This window comes from Thiorhodococcus minor (assembly GCF_010820565.1).
Classification (GTDB): domain Bacteria; phylum Pseudomonadota; class Gammaproteobacteria; order Chromatiales; family Chromatiaceae; genus Thiorhodococcus; species Thiorhodococcus minor.
Window position 1 is genome coordinate 1 of sequence record NZ_JAAIJQ010000096.1, and the last position, 18,131, is coordinate 18,131.

General features: G+C 66.2%; 15 protein-coding genes. 8 read left to right on the plus strand and 7 right to left on the minus strand.

The window, feature by feature from the left end:
* Nucleotides 1-271: 271 nt before the first annotated feature.
* Nucleotides 272-553, plus strand: coding sequence for a BPTI/Kunitz domain-containing protein (locus tag G3446_RS22110; protein WP_164455375.1), 282 nt, complete (start codon nucleotides 272-274; stop codon nucleotides 551-553).
* A 131-nt stretch (nucleotides 554-684) separates the two neighbouring features.
* On the opposite strand, the gene G3446_RS22115 is transcribed toward G3446_RS22110, so the two are convergent.
* The 6 genes from G3446_RS22115 to glgX all read right to left on the minus strand — a co-directional run bounded on the left by G3446_RS22115 (nucleotide 685) and on the right by glgX (nucleotide 7,897).
* Nucleotides 685-2,181, minus strand: coding sequence for a lytic transglycosylase domain-containing protein (locus G3446_RS22115; protein WP_164455378.1), 1,497 nt, complete (start codon nucleotides 2,179-2,181; stop codon nucleotides 685-687).
* Nucleotides 2,182-2,299: 118 nt separating this feature from the next.
* A complete protein-coding gene (locus tag G3446_RS22120) occupies nucleotides 2,300-2,890 on the minus strand; it encodes a Maf family protein (protein WP_164455380.1) in 591 nt (196 codons plus the stop codon).
* Nucleotides 2,891-2,897: 7 nt separating this feature from the next.
* Entirely contained in the window at nucleotides 2,898-3,095 is a 198-nt protein-coding gene (locus G3446_RS22125) for a zinc ribbon domain-containing protein (RefSeq protein ID WP_164455381.1), read from the minus strand.
* A 46-nt stretch (nucleotides 3,096-3,141) separates the two neighbouring features.
* Nucleotides 3,142-4,620, minus strand: coding sequence for a glucose-6-phosphate dehydrogenase (gene zwf / locus G3446_RS22130; protein WP_164455396.1), 1,479 nt, complete (start codon nucleotides 4,618-4,620; stop codon nucleotides 3,142-3,144).
* Between the two features lie 133 nt (nucleotides 4,621-4,753).
* Nucleotides 4,754-5,770, minus strand: a complete 1,017-nt coding sequence (gene gnd / locus G3446_RS22135) for a phosphogluconate dehydrogenase (NAD(+)-dependent, decarboxylating) (protein WP_164455383.1) — start codon at nucleotides 5,768-5,770, stop codon at nucleotides 4,754-4,756.
* A gap of 48 nt (nucleotides 5,771-5,818) precedes the next feature.
* On the minus strand, nucleotides 5,819-7,897 hold the full coding sequence (gene glgX, locus G3446_RS22140; protein WP_164455385.1) for a glycogen debranching protein GlgX: 2,079 nt from the start codon (nucleotides 7,895-7,897) through the stop codon (nucleotides 5,819-5,821).
* A 505-nt stretch (nucleotides 7,898-8,402) separates the two neighbouring features.
* Here glgX and G3446_RS22145 point away from each other — a divergent pair.
* From G3446_RS22145 to G3446_RS22170, 6 genes are read left to right on the plus strand one after another with little or no spacing between them, the layout of a single operon-like run.
* Complete coding sequence (locus G3446_RS22145) at nucleotides 8,403-8,789, plus strand: DUF2750 domain-containing protein (RefSeq protein ID WP_164455388.1); 387 nt, start codon at nucleotides 8,403-8,405, stop codon at nucleotides 8,787-8,789.
* 7 nt (nucleotides 8,790-8,796) lie between these two features.
* The gene (locus tag G3446_RS22150; RefSeq protein WP_164455389.1) at nucleotides 8,797-10,170 is read left to right on the plus strand and encodes a hypothetical protein; all 1,374 of its coding nucleotides are present in this window, start codon (nucleotides 8,797-8,799) and stop codon (nucleotides 10,168-10,170) included.
* Nucleotides 10,170-11,723 (plus strand): DUF5691 domain-containing protein, encoded by a 1,554-nt coding sequence (locus tag G3446_RS22155; RefSeq protein ID WP_164455390.1) that lies wholly within the window; start codon nucleotides 10,170-10,172, stop codon nucleotides 11,721-11,723. Before G3446_RS22150 ends, G3446_RS22155 begins: the two co-directional genes overlap by 1 nt.
* Nucleotides 11,724-11,752: 29 nt before the next feature.
* A complete protein-coding gene (locus tag G3446_RS22160) occupies nucleotides 11,753-12,850 on the plus strand; it encodes an ATP-binding protein (RefSeq protein WP_164455391.1) in 1,098 nt (365 codons plus the stop codon).
* Complete coding sequence (locus G3446_RS22165; RefSeq protein ID WP_164455392.1) at nucleotides 12,847-15,141, plus strand: DUF5682 family protein; 2,295 nt, start codon at nucleotides 12,847-12,849, stop codon at nucleotides 15,139-15,141. Before G3446_RS22160 ends, G3446_RS22165 begins: the two co-directional genes overlap by 4 nt.
* Nucleotides 15,138-16,292, plus strand: a complete 1,155-nt coding sequence (locus G3446_RS22170; RefSeq protein ID WP_164455393.1) for a VWA domain-containing protein — start codon at nucleotides 15,138-15,140, stop codon at nucleotides 16,290-16,292. Before G3446_RS22165 ends, G3446_RS22170 begins: the two co-directional genes overlap by 4 nt.
* A 25-nt stretch (nucleotides 16,293-16,317) precedes the next feature.
* Here the strand turns inward: G3446_RS22170 and G3446_RS22175 are convergent, their stop codons facing one another.
* Nucleotides 16,318-16,623 (minus strand): hypothetical protein, encoded by a 306-nt coding sequence (locus G3446_RS22175; RefSeq protein ID WP_164455394.1) that lies wholly within the window; start codon nucleotides 16,621-16,623, stop codon nucleotides 16,318-16,320.
* A gap of 409 nt (nucleotides 16,624-17,032) precedes the next feature.
* On the opposite strand from G3446_RS22175, the gene G3446_RS22180 reads away from it, so the two are divergent.
* Nucleotides 17,033-17,725 (plus strand): type 1 glutamine amidotransferase domain-containing protein, encoded by a 693-nt coding sequence (locus G3446_RS22180; RefSeq protein ID WP_164455395.1) that lies wholly within the window; start codon nucleotides 17,033-17,035, stop codon nucleotides 17,723-17,725.
* The last annotated feature ends 406 nt before the right edge of the window (nucleotides 17,726-18,131 follow it).

Here is an 18,131-nt window from a genome sequence, read left to right on the forward strand (position 1 = left end):
CCGGGAGCGATTCGAAGGTCAGGATTCGGGGCCGAGGCAATACTCTAACGGATCTCCTCAGCCAAGGCTGCCACGACCTATTGAGAAGTTACCGTTTCGGGGCGTCTCCATCTCGCTCGGAACGAGATCCGCTCTCAAGTCCTGCCGTCCGCCGACGCCTTGCGAGCCTGATCCTCCCTATAGTCTGCTCCCTGGCTCGAGGGTATTCTCTTGTCCGATGGACAGCGGGTGGGCTCAGTTTGGAGACTCAAGAGATGCTGATCTCTTGGGGATGAGGTATCGCATGATGGGGATGTGGCGCTTGCTCAGCGTCTCTTTGCTGGCTGCCGGCATCTCGGTCAGCGGCTGTGCGGGACATGGGGCTGCGCAGGAGGGCGAGCTCCCAGTGAGCTGCCTGGCGAAGCCGGATCCTGGTCCCTGCCGTCAGCGGCAGCTGAAGTTCTACTTCGACTATGCCGACAATCGCTGCAAGGCCTTCAGTTATGGCGGTTGTGCCGGCCAAGTGCCCTTCCAGTCGATGCGGGAATGCAGAGACTTCTGCGGAGCCGATTGATCGGGTCGGAGAGCGGGCGCTGGTCTGGAGAGGGGGCGATTTAGCCGCGCCTCATAGCGATGAATCGCCGAGCCTTCCTTGCCTAGCCGCGTCGTCGAGCTCCGCACATCCCTGTGCGGGGGCGTCGAATCCTAGATTCCCACGATGAGCTTCTGACCAGGACGTATCTTGGTGTCGTCCGGCCGCATCTTGTTGAGCTTGCGTAGCTGCGAGACTGTGATTCCATTCTTTACCGCGACGCGGTAGAGGGTTTCCTGGGGCTTGACGACGTGATAGCGCGCCCTTGCCTTGGGGGCGGGGCGTGCGCGAGCAACGGGCTTCGCCGATTTCTTGGCCTTTGCGATGGTCTGAGTCGAGCGCACCGTCGGCCGAGATGCCCTGGTGCTAGCAACCAGTACGGGCGCTGTGTAGCGGGGTGGATGGCTCGCCACCCGCTTCATGCTGCCCGTCGGCAGCCATACGGTCGCCCCCGCGGGGATATGGGTCTTGCCGTTGACGACCTTCTTACGCCAGTGCATGTTGAGATCGGCGAGGCGGTATTTGCTCGTCCCATAATGTTGCGCGAGATGGTCGGCCGGCATGCCATATCTGAGAACCAGGCGGTCGTGCGGCCAGGGCTTCTCATAGCGCACGCCCCCACTGAAGTAGCGGTTCGGATGACGGGCGACCTCCCGGGCCGCGACGAACTCGGCGTAGAAATTCCGGGATGCGAAGCCGAAATAGCGGCCTTTGTAATCGTTGACGATGCGACCGATGTCATTCCCATGTTGGGCCTTCGCTTTCGCCATTCCTCCTTGGCCGTGATTGTAGGAGGTGATGGCCAGCGGCCAGCTGCCGAGCTTGGCATGGGCCTGCGCCAGATAGCGCGCGGCGCCGTCGGCCGCCAAGATGGGGTCGAAGCGCTCGTCGATGGCGCTGTCGACGCGCATGTACTGCCGACCGGTCGAGGGCATGAACTGCCAGACGCCGCCGGCTCCAGCGCTCGATCGCGCATGGGTCTGGAAGGATGATTCGACGTGCGGCAGATAGGCCAGGTCCTCCGGGACGCCATACTTGCGCATGATGTCGCGGAAGATGTCGTCATAGCGTCCGCTGATCTCGACGCCACGCTTGAAGCGCTCGCGCAGCCCTCGCTGGCTTCGCACGCGCTCGGACGCGCCATAGATGGCTCCCGCGCCGCCATGACGCTTGAATTTCCGTGCGATCGCCTTGTCGATGCCCGAGAGGCGCTCTCCGGCGCGCAGGCGCCGCTCCAGGCTCGCGAGCTGGGCCTCGTAGTGCCGCTTGCGCGCCCGGACAAGGCTCTTTTGCGCGCTGCTGTAGCCGCCTTGGATGGAGCCCGGCAGCTGAACGACCTCGTAAACGACCCCGAGGTGCTCGTCGTCGTGAATCGCGACCTCGCCGCGGCTCCAGATGCCGTAGACGTGTCGCCAAAAATCGACATTGTCTTGGAGGTCGTCCGGGACGGGAAACTCGCGCGAAGCGCCGTAGTTGATGCCCGATTCGCCAATCTCAGGCCCTAGCCCGTGCTGACCGCCGCCGGTACTGGCACATCCGGCCAAGAAGACGAGTGGCAGGAAGCACGCCGAGACCCAAAGCATCCGGGAAGAGATGGGTGCGGGACGCATTTTCGGAAAACCCCCTGAAATATCCTGACTCTATGCTGAGTCTTTGTTGCACAGCCTGAAGTGTCGCCCACACGGGACGGCTTTGCAATGCGCAGAAACCCCAATACGGTCAATGGATTCAACAACCTAGGGGACAGAGACCCGCTGCTTCCAGCAGTGGCACGAGGCGAATCAGCGGCAGTCCGATGAGCGCGCTGGGGTCGTCGCCTTCCATGCGCTCGAAGAGCGTGATGCCGAGCCCTTCCGATTTGAAGCTCCCGGCGCAGTTGTAGGGCTGATCGCGATCCACATAGCCTTGGATCTGGGCGCGACTCAGTTGCCGAAAGTGGACGCGAAAGGGCTCGACGAGGGTCTGTGCCTGGCCGTTGCGGGCGTCGAGGAGACAGAGTCCAGTTTGAAACAAGACCGTGCGTCCGGACGCACGCTCGAGCTGTGCGATGGCGTTCTCCCGCGATCCCGGCTTGCCAAGAATGGCATCATCCAGGCAGGCGACCTGGTCCGAGCCGATGATGAGTGCATTGGGGTATTGGCTGGCGACGGCGCGCGCCTTGGCCTCGGCGAGGCGCAGGACCAGGACTTGCGCGGGCTCGTCTGGCCGTCGCGCCTCATCGACCTCAGGTGATGCGGCCGAGAAGCTCAGTCCTAGTCGCTCCAGCAGCTCGCGCCGAAAGGGGGAGGTCGAGGCGAGAACCAATGGCGTCTGACTCATTTGGCGTTCAGTCTCCGTCGCGGGTCAGGTTGAAGGCGATCTCGTCCGGCTCCCAGGCTCCGATCTCGAATGCGATGCGGATTGGGGCACAGCAGATCTGGCAGTCTTCGATGTAGCTGTTGCTGCCGGTGGTCACATCCAGCGCGATCTCCAACGGCGCGTCGCACCAAGGGCAATGGGCTTGGCGGGTTTCGATCGGATTCATCGGCAGAGCCTCGGCCGAGGCGCAGACGGCAGGGAGCACAGGGGCATCAGGGTGTCTTGATGCGTCGCCAGAGCCTGCCGTCGTTCTTCAGCAGGTCTCCCGCGGCTGCCGGCCCCCAGGTGCCGGCGGCGTAATTGGGGAAGTCGCGCGCCGGCAGGGCGTTCCACACGTCCATGACGGATTCGACGATCTCCCAGCCCTTCTCGACCGTGTCCGCGTGCTTGAAGAGCGTGGCGTCGCCGTTCATGCAATCGTAGATGAGCGTCTCATAGCCGGTTGCCGGGGCATTGCCGAAATAGTCGGCGTAGCAGAAGTCCATGTTGACCGTGCCCACACGCATGCGCGGACCTGGGATCTTGGCACCGAAGCTCATCTGGATGCCTTCGTTCGGCTGAATCCGCAGGACCAGCATGTCCGGTGTCATCTGCTCGATGTCGGTGTTCTTGAACATGATCTTGGGCGCGCGCTTGTACTGGATGACGATCTCCGTGTACTGGGCCGCAAGGCGCTTTCCGGTGCGCAGGTAGAAGGGCACGCCGGCCCAGCGCCAGTTGTCCATGGTCAGCTTGAGCGCCGCATAGGTCTCGCGGCCGGATGTGGGCGAGACCCCGGGTGACGACCGGTAGGCAGGCACCCTTTCCCCCGTCGGCATGACGCCTTCGCCGTATTGTCCTCGTACGGCATGGGTGAGGACCTGCTCGGGCGTCAGGGGGTGAATGGCATCCAGGACCTTGTTGATCTCGTCGCGGACCGCCCCCGACTCGAAGGAGTTGGGCGGCTCCATCGCCAAGAATCCCAGGAGGACCAGCAGGTGATTGGGGATCATGTCGCGCAGCGCGCCGGCCTGCTCGTAGTATTCGCCGCGGTGCTCGACGCCGACCGACTCGGCGACCGTGATCTGCACGTGGTCGATGTGCTGGCGGTTCCAAAAGGGCTCGATGAAACCGTTCGCGAAGCGGAACACCATGATGTTCTGGACCGTCTCCTTGCCCAGATAGTGGTCGATCCGGTAGATCTGATCCTCGTCGAGCGTCTCGTGGAGCATGCCGTTGAGGGCCTTGGCGCTCTCGACGTCATTGCCGAAGGGCTTCTCGATGATGACGCGGCGCCAGTCGTCCTCGGATTCGGCCGTGAGACCGACGGCCCCCAAATGTCTGGTGATGTCCGGAAAGAGGCTCGGGGGGACAGCGAGGTAGAAGAGGTAGTTGCCCTCGGTGCCGCGCTCGGCGTCCAGGCGGGACAGTCGCTCACAGACTGCCATGTAGGTCGCCTCTTCCTTGATGTTGCCCTGCATATAGTGCAGATGGTGGCACAGCTTGCGCCAGGTCGCCTCGTTCCAGGCGGATCCGACGTGCTCCTTGACCGCATCCGCCATGCCGTCACGGAAGGCCTCGTCGTCCATCTCCAACCGGTCCAGTCCGAGGATGGCGAAGGTTTCGGGGAGCAGGCCGCCTTGGCACAGATAGAAGAGGGCGGGAATCAGCTTGCGCTTCGTCAGATCGCCCCCGGCGCCGAAGATGATCATGACGTTCGGGGGCGCGGGCGGCGCGATCTCGGCGTTCAGGCGCTCGTTGGACACGGGGCTTCTCCTGGGGCGTCAGGTGTGCGCGGCAGTGAGCTGCGCCCTCGCGGGCTAGCGAGGGGCTGCGGTGCGGGATTCAGTCCTTCGGCTTCTCGTGGTGCCCGCCGAACTGGTAGCGCATTGCGGACAGGATCTGATTGGCGAAGTCTGCCTCGCCACGCGAGCTGAAACGCTCGAAGAGGGCGGTCGTCAACAATGGCGCTGGAGTGCCTGTCTCGATCGCCGCCAGGCAGGTCCAGCGGCCCTCGCCGGAGTCCGAGACCCGGCCGCCAAAGCCCTTGAGATCGGGATCTTCGAGGAGCGCATTGGCCGTCAGATCGAGCAGCCAGGATGCGACCACGCTGCCGCGGCGCCAGACCTCGGCGACCTCGGCGACGGGGATGTCGTACTGATAGTGCTCGGGGTTGCTGAGCGGCGCCGTTTCGGCGTCGACCTCATGGTCGTTGCGGCCGACACCGGCGTGTCTCAGCAGGTTGAAGCCCTCGGCATAGGCGGCCATGAGGGCGTATTCGATGCCGTTGTGGACCATCTTCACGAAGTGGCCCGCACCATTGGGGCCGCAGTGGAGGTAGCCTTGCTCCGATCGACTGGCGGGGCCGGAGCGCCCGTGCGTACGCTCGATCTCGCCCGCTCCGGGCGCGAGGGCCGCGAAGATGGGGTCGAGGCGCTCGACGGCTTCGTCATCGCCGCCGATCATCAGACAGTAGCCGCGCTCCAGTCCCCAGACGCCGCCGCTGGTGCCACAGTCGATGAAGTGGATTCCCTCGGGTCGAAGTCGCTCGGCATGCTTCAGATCGTCGCGATAATTGGAGTTGCCCCCGTCGATCAGCGTGTCGCCCGCTGCCAGGTGGGGGCTGACGTCCGAGATGACGGCATCCACCACGCCTGCGGGCACCATCATCCAGATGTTGCGAGGCGGGGCCAGCTTGGCGCAGAGGTCCGCCATGTCGGTGGCCCCCTCGGCGCCCTGGTCCACGAGCGTCTGGATCGCCTTTGGATCACGGTCGTAGACGACGCATTCGTGCCCGGCGCGCAGCAGGCGCATCACCATGTTTGCGCCCATGCGGCCGAGGCCGATCATTCCAAGCTGCATCTCTCTGTCCCCTGTGAGCTTCGAGTGGCGCGGTGCGACCCTGCGGCGTCAGCAGGGTCTGGCTTCCAGCACCACGACTGTGTGTGAGCCGACCTTGACGCGGCCGGGGGCGATGGGCTCCTGAGCGTCCGGGTCGATCACCCCCTGATCGTCAGAGGTATCGACGGCAAGGCACCAGCGCAACCCCTGCAGCGTCGGGACGGCGAACTCCAGCAGGTGCGCTCCCATGTTGAGCATGACGTGCATCGGCGGCTCGTCCTCCGCCTTGCCTGAGAGCGTGAAGGCGAGCACATGGCTATTCGGATCGTCCCACTCCGGCTGCTCGAGTCCGATGCCGTGCCAGGTGATGTCGGCCAGCGCCTGTCCGCGCTCGGGCTTGCCGGTGAGGAAGCGCTCGCGCATCAGGCTCGGGTGGCGTCTGCGCAGTGCGATCATGGCGCGCACGAAGTCGAGCATGTCCTTGTTGGTGTCGACCAGTCCCCAGTCGGACCAGGAGAGCTCGTTGTTTTGGCAGTAGGTGTTGTTGTTGCCCTGCTTGGTGCGGAAGACCTCGTCTCCCGCGAGCAGCATGGGCACGCCCTGGCTCAGCATGAGGATGCTGATGAAATTGCGCGCCTGGCGGCGGCGCAGTGCCTGGATGCCCGGGTCGTCCGTGGGCCCCTCGGAGCCGCAGTTCCAGCTCAGATTGTGGTCGTGGCCGTCGCGATTGTCCTCGCCGTTGGCCAGGTTGTGCTTGTCGTTGTAGCTGACCAGATCGCAGAGCGTGAAGCCGTCGTGGCAGGTAACGAAGTTGATGGAGCTCATCGGCAGCCGCCCGCGCGGCTGATACATGTCGCTGGAGCCGGCGATACGGGTCGCGACCTCGGCCACCAGGCCGGGGTCGCCGCGCACGAAGGCGCGGATGACATCACGGTAGCGGCCGTTCCACTCCGCCCAGCGGTAGCCCGGGAAGTCTCCGACCTGGTAGAGCCCGGCGGCATCCCAGGCCTCGGCGATGATGTGCGCTCGGCTGAGCGAGGGTGACAGCTCGATGGCCCAGAGCACTGGGGCGTGGTACTGAGGGTTGCCGTCCTCGCCCCTTGCCAGGGCGCTGGCGAGGTCGAAGCGGAAACCGTCCACGTGCATGTGCCGTACCCAGTAGAGGATGGCGTCGATCAGGAAGCGGGTCACCATGGGGTGATTGCAGTTCATGGTGTTCCCGCAGCCGGTGTAGTCGCGGTAGCGGCGGCGGTCGTCGAAGTCGAGATGGTAGAACATCTCGTTGCCGAAGGCCTTGAAGCTGATGACGGGGCCGTCCTCGCCGCCTTCTGCCGTATGGTTGAAGACCACGTCGAGGATGACCCCAATGCCGGCCTTGTGAAAGGCCTTGATCATGTCGCGGAACTCGTCGCGCGCCCGCACGGCGCGCACCGCGAAACCTGGATGCGGCGCGAAGAAGCTATGGGTGCTGTAGCCCCAGTAATTCTCGAGGCCCATTTCGGCCGTCTTGGGAGGGACGTCCTGGGCGTCGAAGGCCATGACGGGCATCAGCTCGACATGGGTGATGCCCAGATCCTGCAGGTAGGGAATCTTCTCGATGATGCCCTCGAAGGTTCCGGGGTGGGCGACGCCGGAGGAGGGGTGGCGCGTGAAGCCGCCGACGTGCACCTCGTAGATGACCGCCTGACTCATGGGAATGTGGAGCGGCTTGTCGCCCTCCCAGTCGTAGTCGTCTCGCACGACCTGGCCGCGGATGGCGGTGTCGACGTTGTCCCCGGGGTGGCAGGCGGCGGCTCGGTCCCAGAGCCGATCGTTGATGCTCGTGGCCCAGGGGTCGAGCAAGGCCTTGTCGCGGTCGAGCCGGCTTCCCGTCTCACGGGTATCTGCATGGCCGTCGGCGCGCCAATTGTAGAAGGTGCCGTCGGGCAGCCCCTCGACGAAGACATGCCAGAAAAAGAAGGTACGATTGACGTGAGCGTCGAGCGGAATGACTTCGTAGGGGTCGGTGCTGTCCTCGTCCTCGAACAACAGCAGCTGCATCTGCTCCGCATAGCGCGAGAAGACGCAGAAGTTGACACCGCCCTCCATAACGGTGGCCCCGGCGAAATCCCAGTTACCTGGCCTGACGCGGTATCTCAGTGGCCTCATCGGCAGATCTCCAGCAGAATCGAGCACCCGCAGGGCTAGAGGTCGCAGTCGGCGGCGCCGGCGATCGAGCCTTCGAGTGGACGCGGACGAGGGCGAGGGCCCGAGCGATCGCGCGCGTCGCACGAACGGTCCGTATCAATACCTATTTAAGCATGCCGGGGACCAGGAAGTATCCAATCAAGGTCCCGACCGCGGTGCCGAGGATGGCGCCGAGCATGATCCCGTACCACTTCATGGATTCACCCCTCTGGCTATCCAGGTCAATCCTCCTATTTTGCGATCCCTTGTCGGCCCGGGACAAGTCGAGAGGACGTGCTTCGGACGAGCTGCATCCTCGAGCCCGAGATGCGCCTTCGCCGGGCTTCGGCCTGCGCGCCGGCGTGTGCGGACAAGTCTTTCGCTGCTTCGAGGCGGCTGCTAGAGTCTGGGCTCCGCGCGGCCGAGACACGCCCCCTGAAGCGGCTCAACTCCCGCATCCATTGCCCCAGCGAGGACAACCCGTCTGATGAACGCACCTCAGTCAAGCCAAGCCATGGCCGCGCTCTTCAACCTCCCCGCGGACGAGCGCTACGTCTATTTCGTCAGCGAGATCGCCGGCCAGAGAAAGGTCTGGACGCTCGCGGGCCCCGGCGGCTTCGTGGCCTTCTGCGACGAGGACGGGCACGACTGCTTCCCATTCTGGCCTGCGCCCGACCTGGCCGAGACGGTCGCCGACGCCGACTGGTCGGATTGCCGGGCCGAGGCGCTGGACCTGGATGTCTTCATGAGCCGCTGGCTGCGCGGCATGGCGCGCGATGGCCGCCTGGTCTCCGTCTTTCCTGCGCCGGACGGCACCGGGATCGTCGTGGATCCGCTGGAGCTGCTCGACGACCTCCAGGCCGAGCTGGGCTAGCGCTGCCGTGGCGTCGGCGTGGACGGCCGAGCAGGTCGGCGCCATGGCGCCCGACGCCGCTTCCGCCGCTGCGGGACGCAAGCTCGGCAGCGCGGCCAAATGGCAGACGCTCGGCCAGACGGAGCGGCTCATCTGGGGCGAGATCGAGGGCAGCGGCAGCAAGCCCTATCAGGCCTGCATCGACGTCGCCGGGCCAGCCTTCAAGTGCTCCTGTCCCAGCCGCAAGTTTCCCTGCAAGCATGGCCTCGGGCTCGCCTTCGCCCATGCCGAGGCCGCTCAGGCCTTCGCCTCGGATACGCCGCCGGAGTGGGTCGCGGAATGGCTCGAGAAGCGCGAGGCTCGGGCCGAGCGACAGGCGAAGCGAGATGCGGCCGAAGATGATAAGCCCGTCGACGATGAGACACGCCGGCGTCGTGCCGCGGCCCAGGGGAAGCGCCGTGAGCAGCGCGAGGAGAAGATACTTGCTGGGATCGCCGAGCTGCAGCATTGGCTCGACGACAGCCTGCGCCAGGGGCTGGCACGCGCCTTGGATCAGACCCAGGCCTGGGATCACATGCGTGCGCGACTGGTGGATGCTCAGGCCCCCGGACTGGCGCGCTGGCTGCGGCGCTGCCAGGAGGCCCGCTACCTCTCCGAGGATTGGCAGGGGTCTGCCCTGCGCGCCTTGTCAGGGCTGCAGCTCCTGCTCGACGCCTATCCGCGCCGCGCGAGCCTGCCCGAGCCCCTGGCGGCGGATCTGGAGGAGCTGGTTGGCCTGCCGCACAACAAGGAGCGGCTCTTGGCCCAAACCGGGATCGAGGACAGCTGGCGTGTCATGGGCAAGTGGATTGCCGAGGAAGAGCGGCTTCAGGTCCAGCGGACCTGGCTGCGCGGTGAGCAGACGCGGCGCTGGGCGCTGCTGCTGGACTTCGCCGCGGCCAGCGCTGTTCTGCCGATCACCCCTGTGGAGGGGGCGAGCATCTTCGGCGAGCTGGTCTTCTATCCCAGCGCCTGGCCGCTGCGCGCCTTGATCAAGACCCAGGACGCGCCTCAGGACGTCGATGCAGCGTCCCTGATGGCCGGGGCGCTCGGCGGGCTCGATGCACTCTATGCCGGCTATGCCGAGTGTCTGACGCGGATGCCTTGGATCGAGCGCTTCCCAGCCACCCTGGGTCAGGTCGCACCCCTGAAGCAGGGCGATGAATGGCTCCTCGTGGACGGCGCTGGCAAGTCCGTCCCGATCGCCCGCCAGTTCCCGCTGCGCTGGGAGCTCCTCGCCATCGGCGGCGGGCGGGGGCTGGATGTCTTCGGCGAATGGGATGGCGAGGCCTTCTTCCCGCTCACCGTCATCGCCGACGGCCGCGTCCAGGGGATGCAGGCGGCGCAAATGGAGCTCGTCTGATGGAGCTCTGGGGCGATCTGGTCCGCACCGCCCTGCTCGGCACCGAGCGCGGCGGCAAGACTTGGTCGTCCGATGGCCGCCTCGGCGAGGCGCTCACCGCGCTTCAGGGGCAAGACGCCGAGCCTGGAGCGCAGCTGCTCAGGTGCGCGGCCGTCGTCGGCACCTATGCGCAGGCCGGTCGAGCCGCGATGCGGCGGACCACACCCCCGCCCCAGCCGGCCGCGCCGGATTCCAGGCCAGTGCCGGCAAGCGCGGGCCACCTCAGGCTCATCCTGGGCGACGAGCGTCTCAGACACCTGCTCGGGGAGTGGCTGGGGCTTCTGGCGCAACGCGGCCTGCGCGTCCCCGAGACTAGCATCCCGACACTCTTGGGCATGGCGGTCCGTGACCAGGGGCTCAGGCGAGCCATCATGGCGGTCATCGGCGCCAAGGGGCATTGGCTCGCGGCCCAGAATCCGGAGTGGGCGCCGCTGCTCGATGCGTCCGACGGCCAGGGACGCGACGACGCCCTCTGGGAGACCGGCAGCCTGGAGCAGCGTCTCGCTTGGCTGATCCAGCTGCGTCTGGAGGATCCGGAATCGGCCCGCGCGCGGCTGGCCGAGGTCTGGAAACAGGAAGGGGCACGCGAGCGGCGGCGGCTGATCGAGGCCCTGAGCCAAGGGCTCGAGTCCCAGGACGCGGAATTCCTCACCGCCGCGCTTGCGGATCGCAGCAAGGAGGTGCGCTCCTATGCCGCCGAGCTGCTCGCCAAGCTGCCGGATTCTACCTTGCAGGCGCGGCTGCGCGAGCTCCTCGGCGGCTGGCTGACGCTCGCGCCCAAGGCCGGCCTGATCGCGAAGCTCAAGGGGCGTCGGGGGCAGCTCGACGTCCGCCTGCCCGAGGCTTGGGACAAGGCCTGGGAGAGGCTCGGGATCAGCGAGAAGGCGCCCAAGGGACTCGGCCAGAAGGCATGGTGGCTCGAGCAGATGCTGGGCCTGGTCGATCCTCGCCACTGGGCGGAGTCCTGGCAGTCGAGTCCCGAGGAGATTATCGCCCTGGTCGAAGGGCACGACTGGCAGAAGCCGCTGCTGGCGGGCTGGCAGCGCGCGACGCTGCGCTTCAGCGACACTGATTGGGCGCGGGCGCTGCTCCGCGGCATCCCAGCTTCCAGCCCGCAGCTTTGGGCGCTCCTTGGGCCACCGGAGCAAGAGGACTTGGTCGCCACAATGATCACGATGCCCTGTGCGAGCGAGCTCTTCCAGCGGGGCTTCGATCGTCTCGACAGCCTAGAGCATGCGTGGAGCGCGGCCTTCTCGGAAGCCCTGCTTCAAGCCTGTCTCCAGCGTTTTCGCCACCAGTCGCCGGATCGCGACGGCTACGGCTGCTATCGGGCCTTGCGCCACGCGGCCGCTCGCCTCGACCCCGCGCTGCTCCAGCGGGCCGAGCAGGCCTTCGAGCCCTACATCCAGGACGCCTCCCCCTGGCAGAAGATCGCCACGGAGATGCTGGACGTCTTGAGGTTTCGCAGCGATATGCCCCGGGCCCTGGACAGGGTCCAGGTTGCATCCGAGTGACACATCGATTCAGCCCCCTGAGGTGAGCCTTGACCACCCCGACACCAAACGAATCCGTCCTGCGCCAGCATGCCGAGCAGGAGTTTGCCCATGAGCTGGAGGCGCTGCGCGCAGCCGACGCGCATCCGCGTCCGCCCAATTGGAAGCTGTCGCCCTGGGCGGTGCGGACCTACTTGCTGGGCGGCGAGCTGGAGAACGGCGTGCGTATCGGCGCCAAGTACATCGGCCAGGCCCGGCTGATCGAGATCGCCATCTCGACCCTGGCAACGGACCGCGCCCTCTTGCTCTATGGTCTGCCGGGCACGGCCAAGTCCTGGGTCTCGGAGCACCTGGCGGCCGCCATCTCGGGCGACTCGACCCTGGTGGTGCAGGGGACCGCGGGCATCGGCGAGGAGGCGCTGCGCTACGGCTGGAATTACGCGCGGCTGATCGCCGAGGGTCCGTCGGAGGCCGCCTTGGTGCCCAGTCCTGTGATGCGGGCCCTCGAAAAGGGCGAGCTGGTGCGGGTCGAGGAGCTGACCCGCATCCCGGCGGACGTGCAGGATACCCTCATCACCATCCTGTCCGAAAAAACGCTGCCCGTCCCCGAGCTCAGCACCGAGATCCAGGCGCTCAAGGGCTTCAACGTCATTGCAACCGCCAACAACCGCGACAAGGGCGTCAATGACCTCTCGAGCGCGCTCAAGCGCCGTTTCAATACCGTCGTGCTGCCGCTCCCGGCGACGCTGGAGGAGGAGACCGAGATCGTGCAGCAGCGCGTCGAGCGGCTGGGTCGGGCGCTGGAGCTGCCGGCCGAGAAACCGGCGCTGCAGGAGATCCAACGGATCGTCACCGTCTTTCGCGAGCTGCGCCAGGGCATGACCGAGGACGGCAAGACCAAGCTCAAGACGCCCTCGGGCACCCTGAGCACGGCGGAGGCCATTTCGGTTGTCAACAGCGGCATGGCGCTCGCGGCCCACTTCGGGGACGGCCAGATGCGGGCGGCGGACCTGGCGTCCGGTCTGCTGGGTGCCGTCGTCAAGGACCCGGTGCAAGACAAGGTGGTCTGGCAGGAGTATCTGGAGACGGTCGTCAAGGAGCGCTCCGGCTGGAAGGACATCTATCGCGCCTGTCGCGAGATGCTATGAACACCCAGGTTTTCGGCGTCCGGCACCATGGTCCGGGCTCCGCGCGCAGCCTGGTCGACGCCCTTCGGTCCCTGGCGCCAGACATCCTGCTCGTCGAGGGGCCGCCGGAGGGCAATGAGCTGTTGGCGCTCGCCGCCCACGCCGAGATGTGCCCGCCGGTCGCCATGCTGGTCTATGCCCCCGACGACCCGAGCGACGCCTCCTATTACCCCTTCGCTCGCTTTTCGCCTGAGTGGCAGGCCATCCACTATGGCTTGAGCCAGCAGATCCCGATTCGTTTCATGGATCTGCCCCTTGCCAATCGCATCGCGCTGCGGCGGCTTGAGCGCGCGGAGACGTCCGAGGGCGAGACGCCGGCCGATGGAGCGGACGGCCCGTCTGGAGAGGGAGGCACATCAGCGGATCCGCAGGAGGAGCCTGCCGCGCCCTGGCGTACTGACCCCATGCTGCTCCTCGCCCAGGCGGCCGGCTTCGAGGACAGCGAGCGCTGGTGGGAGCACCTGGTCGAGGAGCGCCGCGATACCCAGTCGCTGTTCGCGGGCATCGGCGCGGCCATGACCGCGCTGCGCGAGCATCTGGAGGGCACGCTGGATCAGCAGCCTGTGCTGATGGAGCGCTATCGCGAGGCCGCCATGCGCAGGGTGGTGCGCGCGGCGGAGAAGGAGGGTTTTCAGCGCGTCGCCGTCGTCTGCGGTGCCTGGCATGTACCTGCGCTGGAGCGCCGTCCCAAGCAGACGGAGGACAACCGGCTCCTCAAGCGACTTCCGAAGGTCAAGACCATGGCGACCTGGGTCCCCTGGACCTACGGCCGCTTGAGCTATGCCAGCGGCTATGGCGCCGGGATCGCCTCCCCCGGCTGGTACGACCATCTCTGGGGTGCGCATGGGGATGTCGCGGCCCCCTGGCTCGTCAAGGTCGCCCATGCCCTGCGCGGCGAGGGGCTGGACGTCTCCAGCGCCCATGTCATCGAGTCGGTGCGGCTTGCCGAGTCGCTGGCGGCGATGCGTGCGCGCCCCTTGCCCTCGCTCGCCGAATTCAACGACGCCGCCCAGGCCGTCATGCTGTTCGGCGAGTCGGCGCCGATGCGGCTCATCCATGAGCGCTTGGTCGTTGGCGAGCGGCTGGGTCAGGTGCCTGCCGAGACGCCGTCGACGCCACTGCAGGAAGACTTGCGCGCCCAGCAGCGCCGGCTGCGGCTCAAGCCGAGCGCCAGCGATCAGAGTCTGATGCTGGATCTGCGCAAGCCGAACGATCTGGCGCGCAGCCATCTACTGCATCGTCTCCGGCTCCTGAGCCTGCCCTGGGGGCGGGATGGCGGGTCCGAAGGCGGCAAGGGCACCTTCAAGGAATCCTGGCGGCTCAAATGGGAGCCCGACTTCGAGGTAGCGCTGATCGAGGCCGGCCGCTGGGGCAGCAGCATCGCGCAGGCGGCGACCGCTGCTGTCGTGCAGGATGCCCGCGAGTGCGAGGACATCGGACAGCTCGCCAGCTTGGCCCGGCAGGCCCTGCTGGCCGAGCTGCCCGAGGCGATCGAGCCCATCATCGCGCGGCTGCAAGCGCGGGCGGCGGTCGCCGCTGACGTCCTGACCCTGATGGATGCCGTGCCCGAGCTGGCGCGGCTGGCCCGTTACGGCGATGTGCGCAAGACGGCGCTCGAGCAAGTCGACTCCCTCTTGGAAGGCGTGCTCGCGCGCATCTTCATCGGTCTGCCCAATGCCTGCAGCGGTATCGACGCGGAGGCGGCGGAGCGGATCTTCGCCCAGATCCAGGGCGTTCACGAAGGGCTGCAGATCCTCGACGCCGCCGCGCTGCGGGCGTCTTGGCTGCGCACGCTCGCCGCGCTTGCCGAGATGCAGCGCCTGCAAGGCATCATCCGTGGCCGCTGCTGCCGGCTCTTGCTCGACAGCGGCGCTCTGGAGGAAGAGGGCGCCGCGCGCCAGCTGAGCCTGGCCCTGTCGGTGGGTGGCGATCCCAGTCAGTCCGCCGCCTGGCTGGACGGCTTTCTGCGCGACAGCGGTCAGCTGCTGATCCATGACCACAGCCTGTGGCAGCTCATCGATCAATGGGTGAGTGCGCTCAGCCAAGAGGCCTTTATGCAGATCGTCCCCGTGCTGCGGCGGACGTTCTCCAGCTTCGAGCCCGCGGAGCGTCGTCAGATGGGCGAGCGGGTCAAGCGCGGCATGGCGCCGCGGTTGGGGGCAGCGCCGAGCGACGGTGATTTCGATCAGGCGCGGGCAGAGGCGACGCTGCCCCTCCTGTCGCGGCTTCTCGGTCTGGAGGACAGGGAATGAGCCAGTCGGAGCGCGAGCGCCGCTGGCGCCTGATTCTGGGCGGCGAGCAGGCGGACGGCATCGGGTCGACCCTGCAGGGTGAAGATGTCCGTATCGACCAATGCCTGAGCGCGGTCTATGGCCAGAGCAAGCGGCGTGGCAGCTTGGCTGGATCCTCGCCGAACCTGGCGCGCTGGCTGGGCGACATCCGCCAGTATTTCCCGTCCTCGGTCGTGCAGGTGATGCAGAAGGACGCCATCGAGCGGCTCGGCCTGGAGCAGCTGCTGCTCGAGCCCGAGGTACTGGATGCCGTCGAGGCCGATGTTCATTTGGTCGCGACCCTCATCACCCTCAAGCACCTGGTCCCCGCGCGGACCAAGGACACGGCGCGTCAGGTAGTGCGGCGGGTGGTCGATGATCTCATGCGACGGCTTGAGCAGCCCATGCGTCAGGCCGTGAGCGGCGCGCTCAACCGCGCCATCCGCAATCGTCGGCCACGCCTCAATGAGATCGATTGGCACAGGACCATCAAGGCCAACCTCAAGCACTATCAGCCGGAGCACCGCACCATCGTGCCCGAGGTGCGCATCGGTTTCGGCCGCAAGCGGTCGTCACTGCGCGATGTCGTGCTCTGCGTGGACCAAAGCGGCTCCATGGCGACCTCAGTCGTCTACTCCAGCATCTTCGCCGCGGTGATGGCCTCCTTGCCCGCGCTGAGCACGCGTCTGGTGGTCTTCGATACCGCGGTCGTCGATCTCAGCGATGCCCTGCATGAAGATCCGGTGGATCTGCTGTTCGGGGTCCAGCTCGGCGGCGGCACGGACATCAATCGCGCACTGGCCTACAGCCAGGAGCTCATTCGCCGACCGGACGAGACCATCTTCGTGCTGATCAGCGACCTCTACGAGGGCGGCGATGAGACAGACATGCTCAAGCGCGCGGCCAGTATCAAGGCGTCCGGCACGGAGTTCATCACGCTGCTCGCCTTGAGCGACGAAGGGGCGCCGTTCTACGACCACCGCATGGCGGCGCAATACGCCGCTATGGGGATTCCCGCCTTCGCCTGCACGCCCGACCAGTTTCCCGCTCTCATGGCTGCCGCGATCAGTCGCGAGGACATCACCGCGTGGGCGGCGCGGGAGGAGATCGTCACCGCTCGGGGACGGGCCTGATGGACGCGGATGGGGGCTGCCAGCTTCAGGCGGCCAGCTTCTCGTCACCTTCAGCCTGAAGAGAGCTACCAGCTTCCAGCCTCCATATAGGATCCGCCCCGCGATGTAAGAGGGAAATCTCTGGTTGGCAGAAGGAACTGTTGCAGCCATAGGTCCGGCATGGTCGTGCGCGAGCAAGCTCGCCGCGCGTGCCCTGATGGAATTCGCGCGCCTTCCTGTCCTCGCTCTCGGCGATGTGCTGGATCTGGGCATCGGAATGCGCGACGCGCGCATCGAGGTGGCGCAGCTCCTCGAGCAGGCCGTTGAGCTCAGCGCGCAGCCGCGCACTCAAGGCGTTCTCGCCATCTTCAACCTAAATCCGGCGGTTGGGCGGCCTCCACCCGGCGGGTGAGCCAGCAGGAAGCCCGGATCTTGAACGCGATCCAGGCCTTGCATGAAGCGCGCAGCGGTCAACTGCGGGATCTGGGCTCAAGGATCACGGGCAGGCGGCGCATCACCGCCGCGCGCCCCTGGGGGATTTCGATGCCTTACTCCGACAGCACGCCACGCACTTGGTCGACTTGGGCGGTGCGCCGCTCGACGCCGAGACTGCGCATGTGGTGAATCGCCTGAATGTCTCGCTGCTCAGTCGATGCATGGCTGCTGCCCGGTCACGCTCTCTGATGGTGGGCGCTCGGCCTCCGCGGTTGAAACCCAGCGCTTGATCCCGACGCTGTTGCACTGGCAACAGGAGACAACGCATGGCCGAGAAGATACTGATGATTCTGACTTCCCACGATCGACTTGGCGACAGTGGACATTCGACCGGCTTCTGGTACGAGGAGATGGCCGCGCCCTATCGCATCTTCGACGAGGCCGGCTTCGAGGTCGTGCTCGCCTCGCCGCTAGGCGGTGAGCCGCCGCACGACCCCAAGAGTCTCGAGCAGCTCGATGTGACGCCGGATGACGTGGCCTGGTTTCTCGAAAACCCTACGGCCATGGAGCGGCTGCGCGACACTGTGCCCCTGGCCGAGATCGACTTCGGCGATTTCGTCGCCGTCTTTCTGCCCGGCGGCCATGGCGCCGTCTTCGATCTCCCGAGCGATGCGCATCTCGGCAGGATCCTGGGTGACGCCGCCGATCGTGGCGCCGTCATCGGTGCCGTCTGCCATGGTCCAGGCGGGTTGGTCGGCGCGACACGCAGCAATGGCGAGCCGTTGATCGCAGGCTACCAGGTGACCGGCTTCACCAACAGCGAGGAGCAGGCCGTCGCGCTGACCGAGGTCGTGCCCTTCCTGCTCGAGGACAGACTGCGCGAGCTGAGCGGTGACTTCGTCCAGGGTGACGACTTCACGCCCTTCGCCGTGCGCGATCGCAATCTAGTTACGGGGCAGAATCCCATGTCGTCGGCGCGCACGGCCGAGCTGGTGCTGGAGGCCTTGCTCGAGCGGTGACCTCCGGAGTGTCGCGTCTGCGCTCGTGATACCCGTCGGGTCGATCCCTCGCCGACGGGACTCGCGCAGGGCGACAACCTTCTCAGCCCGGGCCGTCCCGCTCCGGGTCGCTGCTCCGCCTCGAGTAGCGCCGTTGGCGCACTCGGGCTACGCACGACCCTACGACGAATGACTCTACGGCGTGTGTGACTGCGCTTTGCATATTGCCTTCACGACGAAGGACTCACGTCCTTCGTCATAATCCCGGGTGCCGAATAATGCCTGGTAGTCCTGGCGTCCTGCTCTAAGTTCTTTTCGATCAGTGTTTTACGGCTGATGCCGTAATTGCCGACCCGGCATTATTCTGATTGTTTCCCAGTGGCAAGTCATCCGATTAGCCACAGAGGAAACAGCATGAACGAGCACT

Coding starts and splice junctions, on each gene's coding strand:
- G3446_RS22155 (WP_164455390.1), top strand. CDS start 10,170: ATGGAGCTCTGGGGCGATCTGGTCCGCACCGCCCTGCTCGGCACCGAG.
- G3446_RS22165 (WP_164455392.1), top strand. CDS start 12,847: ATGAACACCCAGGTTTTCGGCGTCCGGCACCATGGTCCGGGCTCCGCG.
- G3446_RS22180 (WP_164455395.1), top strand. CDS start 17,033: ATGGCCGAGAAGATACTGATGATTCTGACTTCCCACGATCGACTTGGC.
- G3446_RS22120 (WP_164455380.1), bottom strand. CDS start 2,890: ATGAGTCAGACGCCATTGGTTCTCGCCTCGACCTCCCCCTTTCGGCGC.
- gnd (WP_164455383.1), bottom strand. CDS start 5,770: ATGCAGCTTGGAATGATCGGCCTCGGCCGCATGGGCGCAAACATGGTG.
- G3446_RS22170 (WP_164455393.1), top strand. CDS start 15,138: ATGAGCCAGTCGGAGCGCGAGCGCCGCTGGCGCCTGATTCTGGGCGGC.
- G3446_RS22145 (WP_164455388.1), top strand. CDS start 8,403: ATGAACGCACCTCAGTCAAGCCAAGCCATGGCCGCGCTCTTCAACCTC.
- G3446_RS22125 (WP_164455381.1), bottom strand. CDS start 3,095: ATGAATCCGATCGAAACCCGCCAAGCCCATTGCCCTTGGTGCGACGCG.
- glgX (WP_164455385.1), bottom strand. CDS start 7,897: ATGAGGCCACTGAGATACCGCGTCAGGCCAGGTAACTGGGATTTCGCC.
- G3446_RS22110 (WP_164455375.1), top strand. CDS start 272: ATGAGGTATCGCATGATGGGGATGTGGCGCTTGCTCAGCGTCTCTTTG.
- zwf (WP_164455396.1), bottom strand. CDS start 4,620: ATGATCATCTTCGGCGCCGGGGGCGATCTGACGAAGCGCAAGCTGATT.
- G3446_RS22115 (WP_164455378.1), bottom strand. CDS start 2,181: ATGCGTCCCGCACCCATCTCTTCCCGGATGCTTTGGGTCTCGGCGTGC.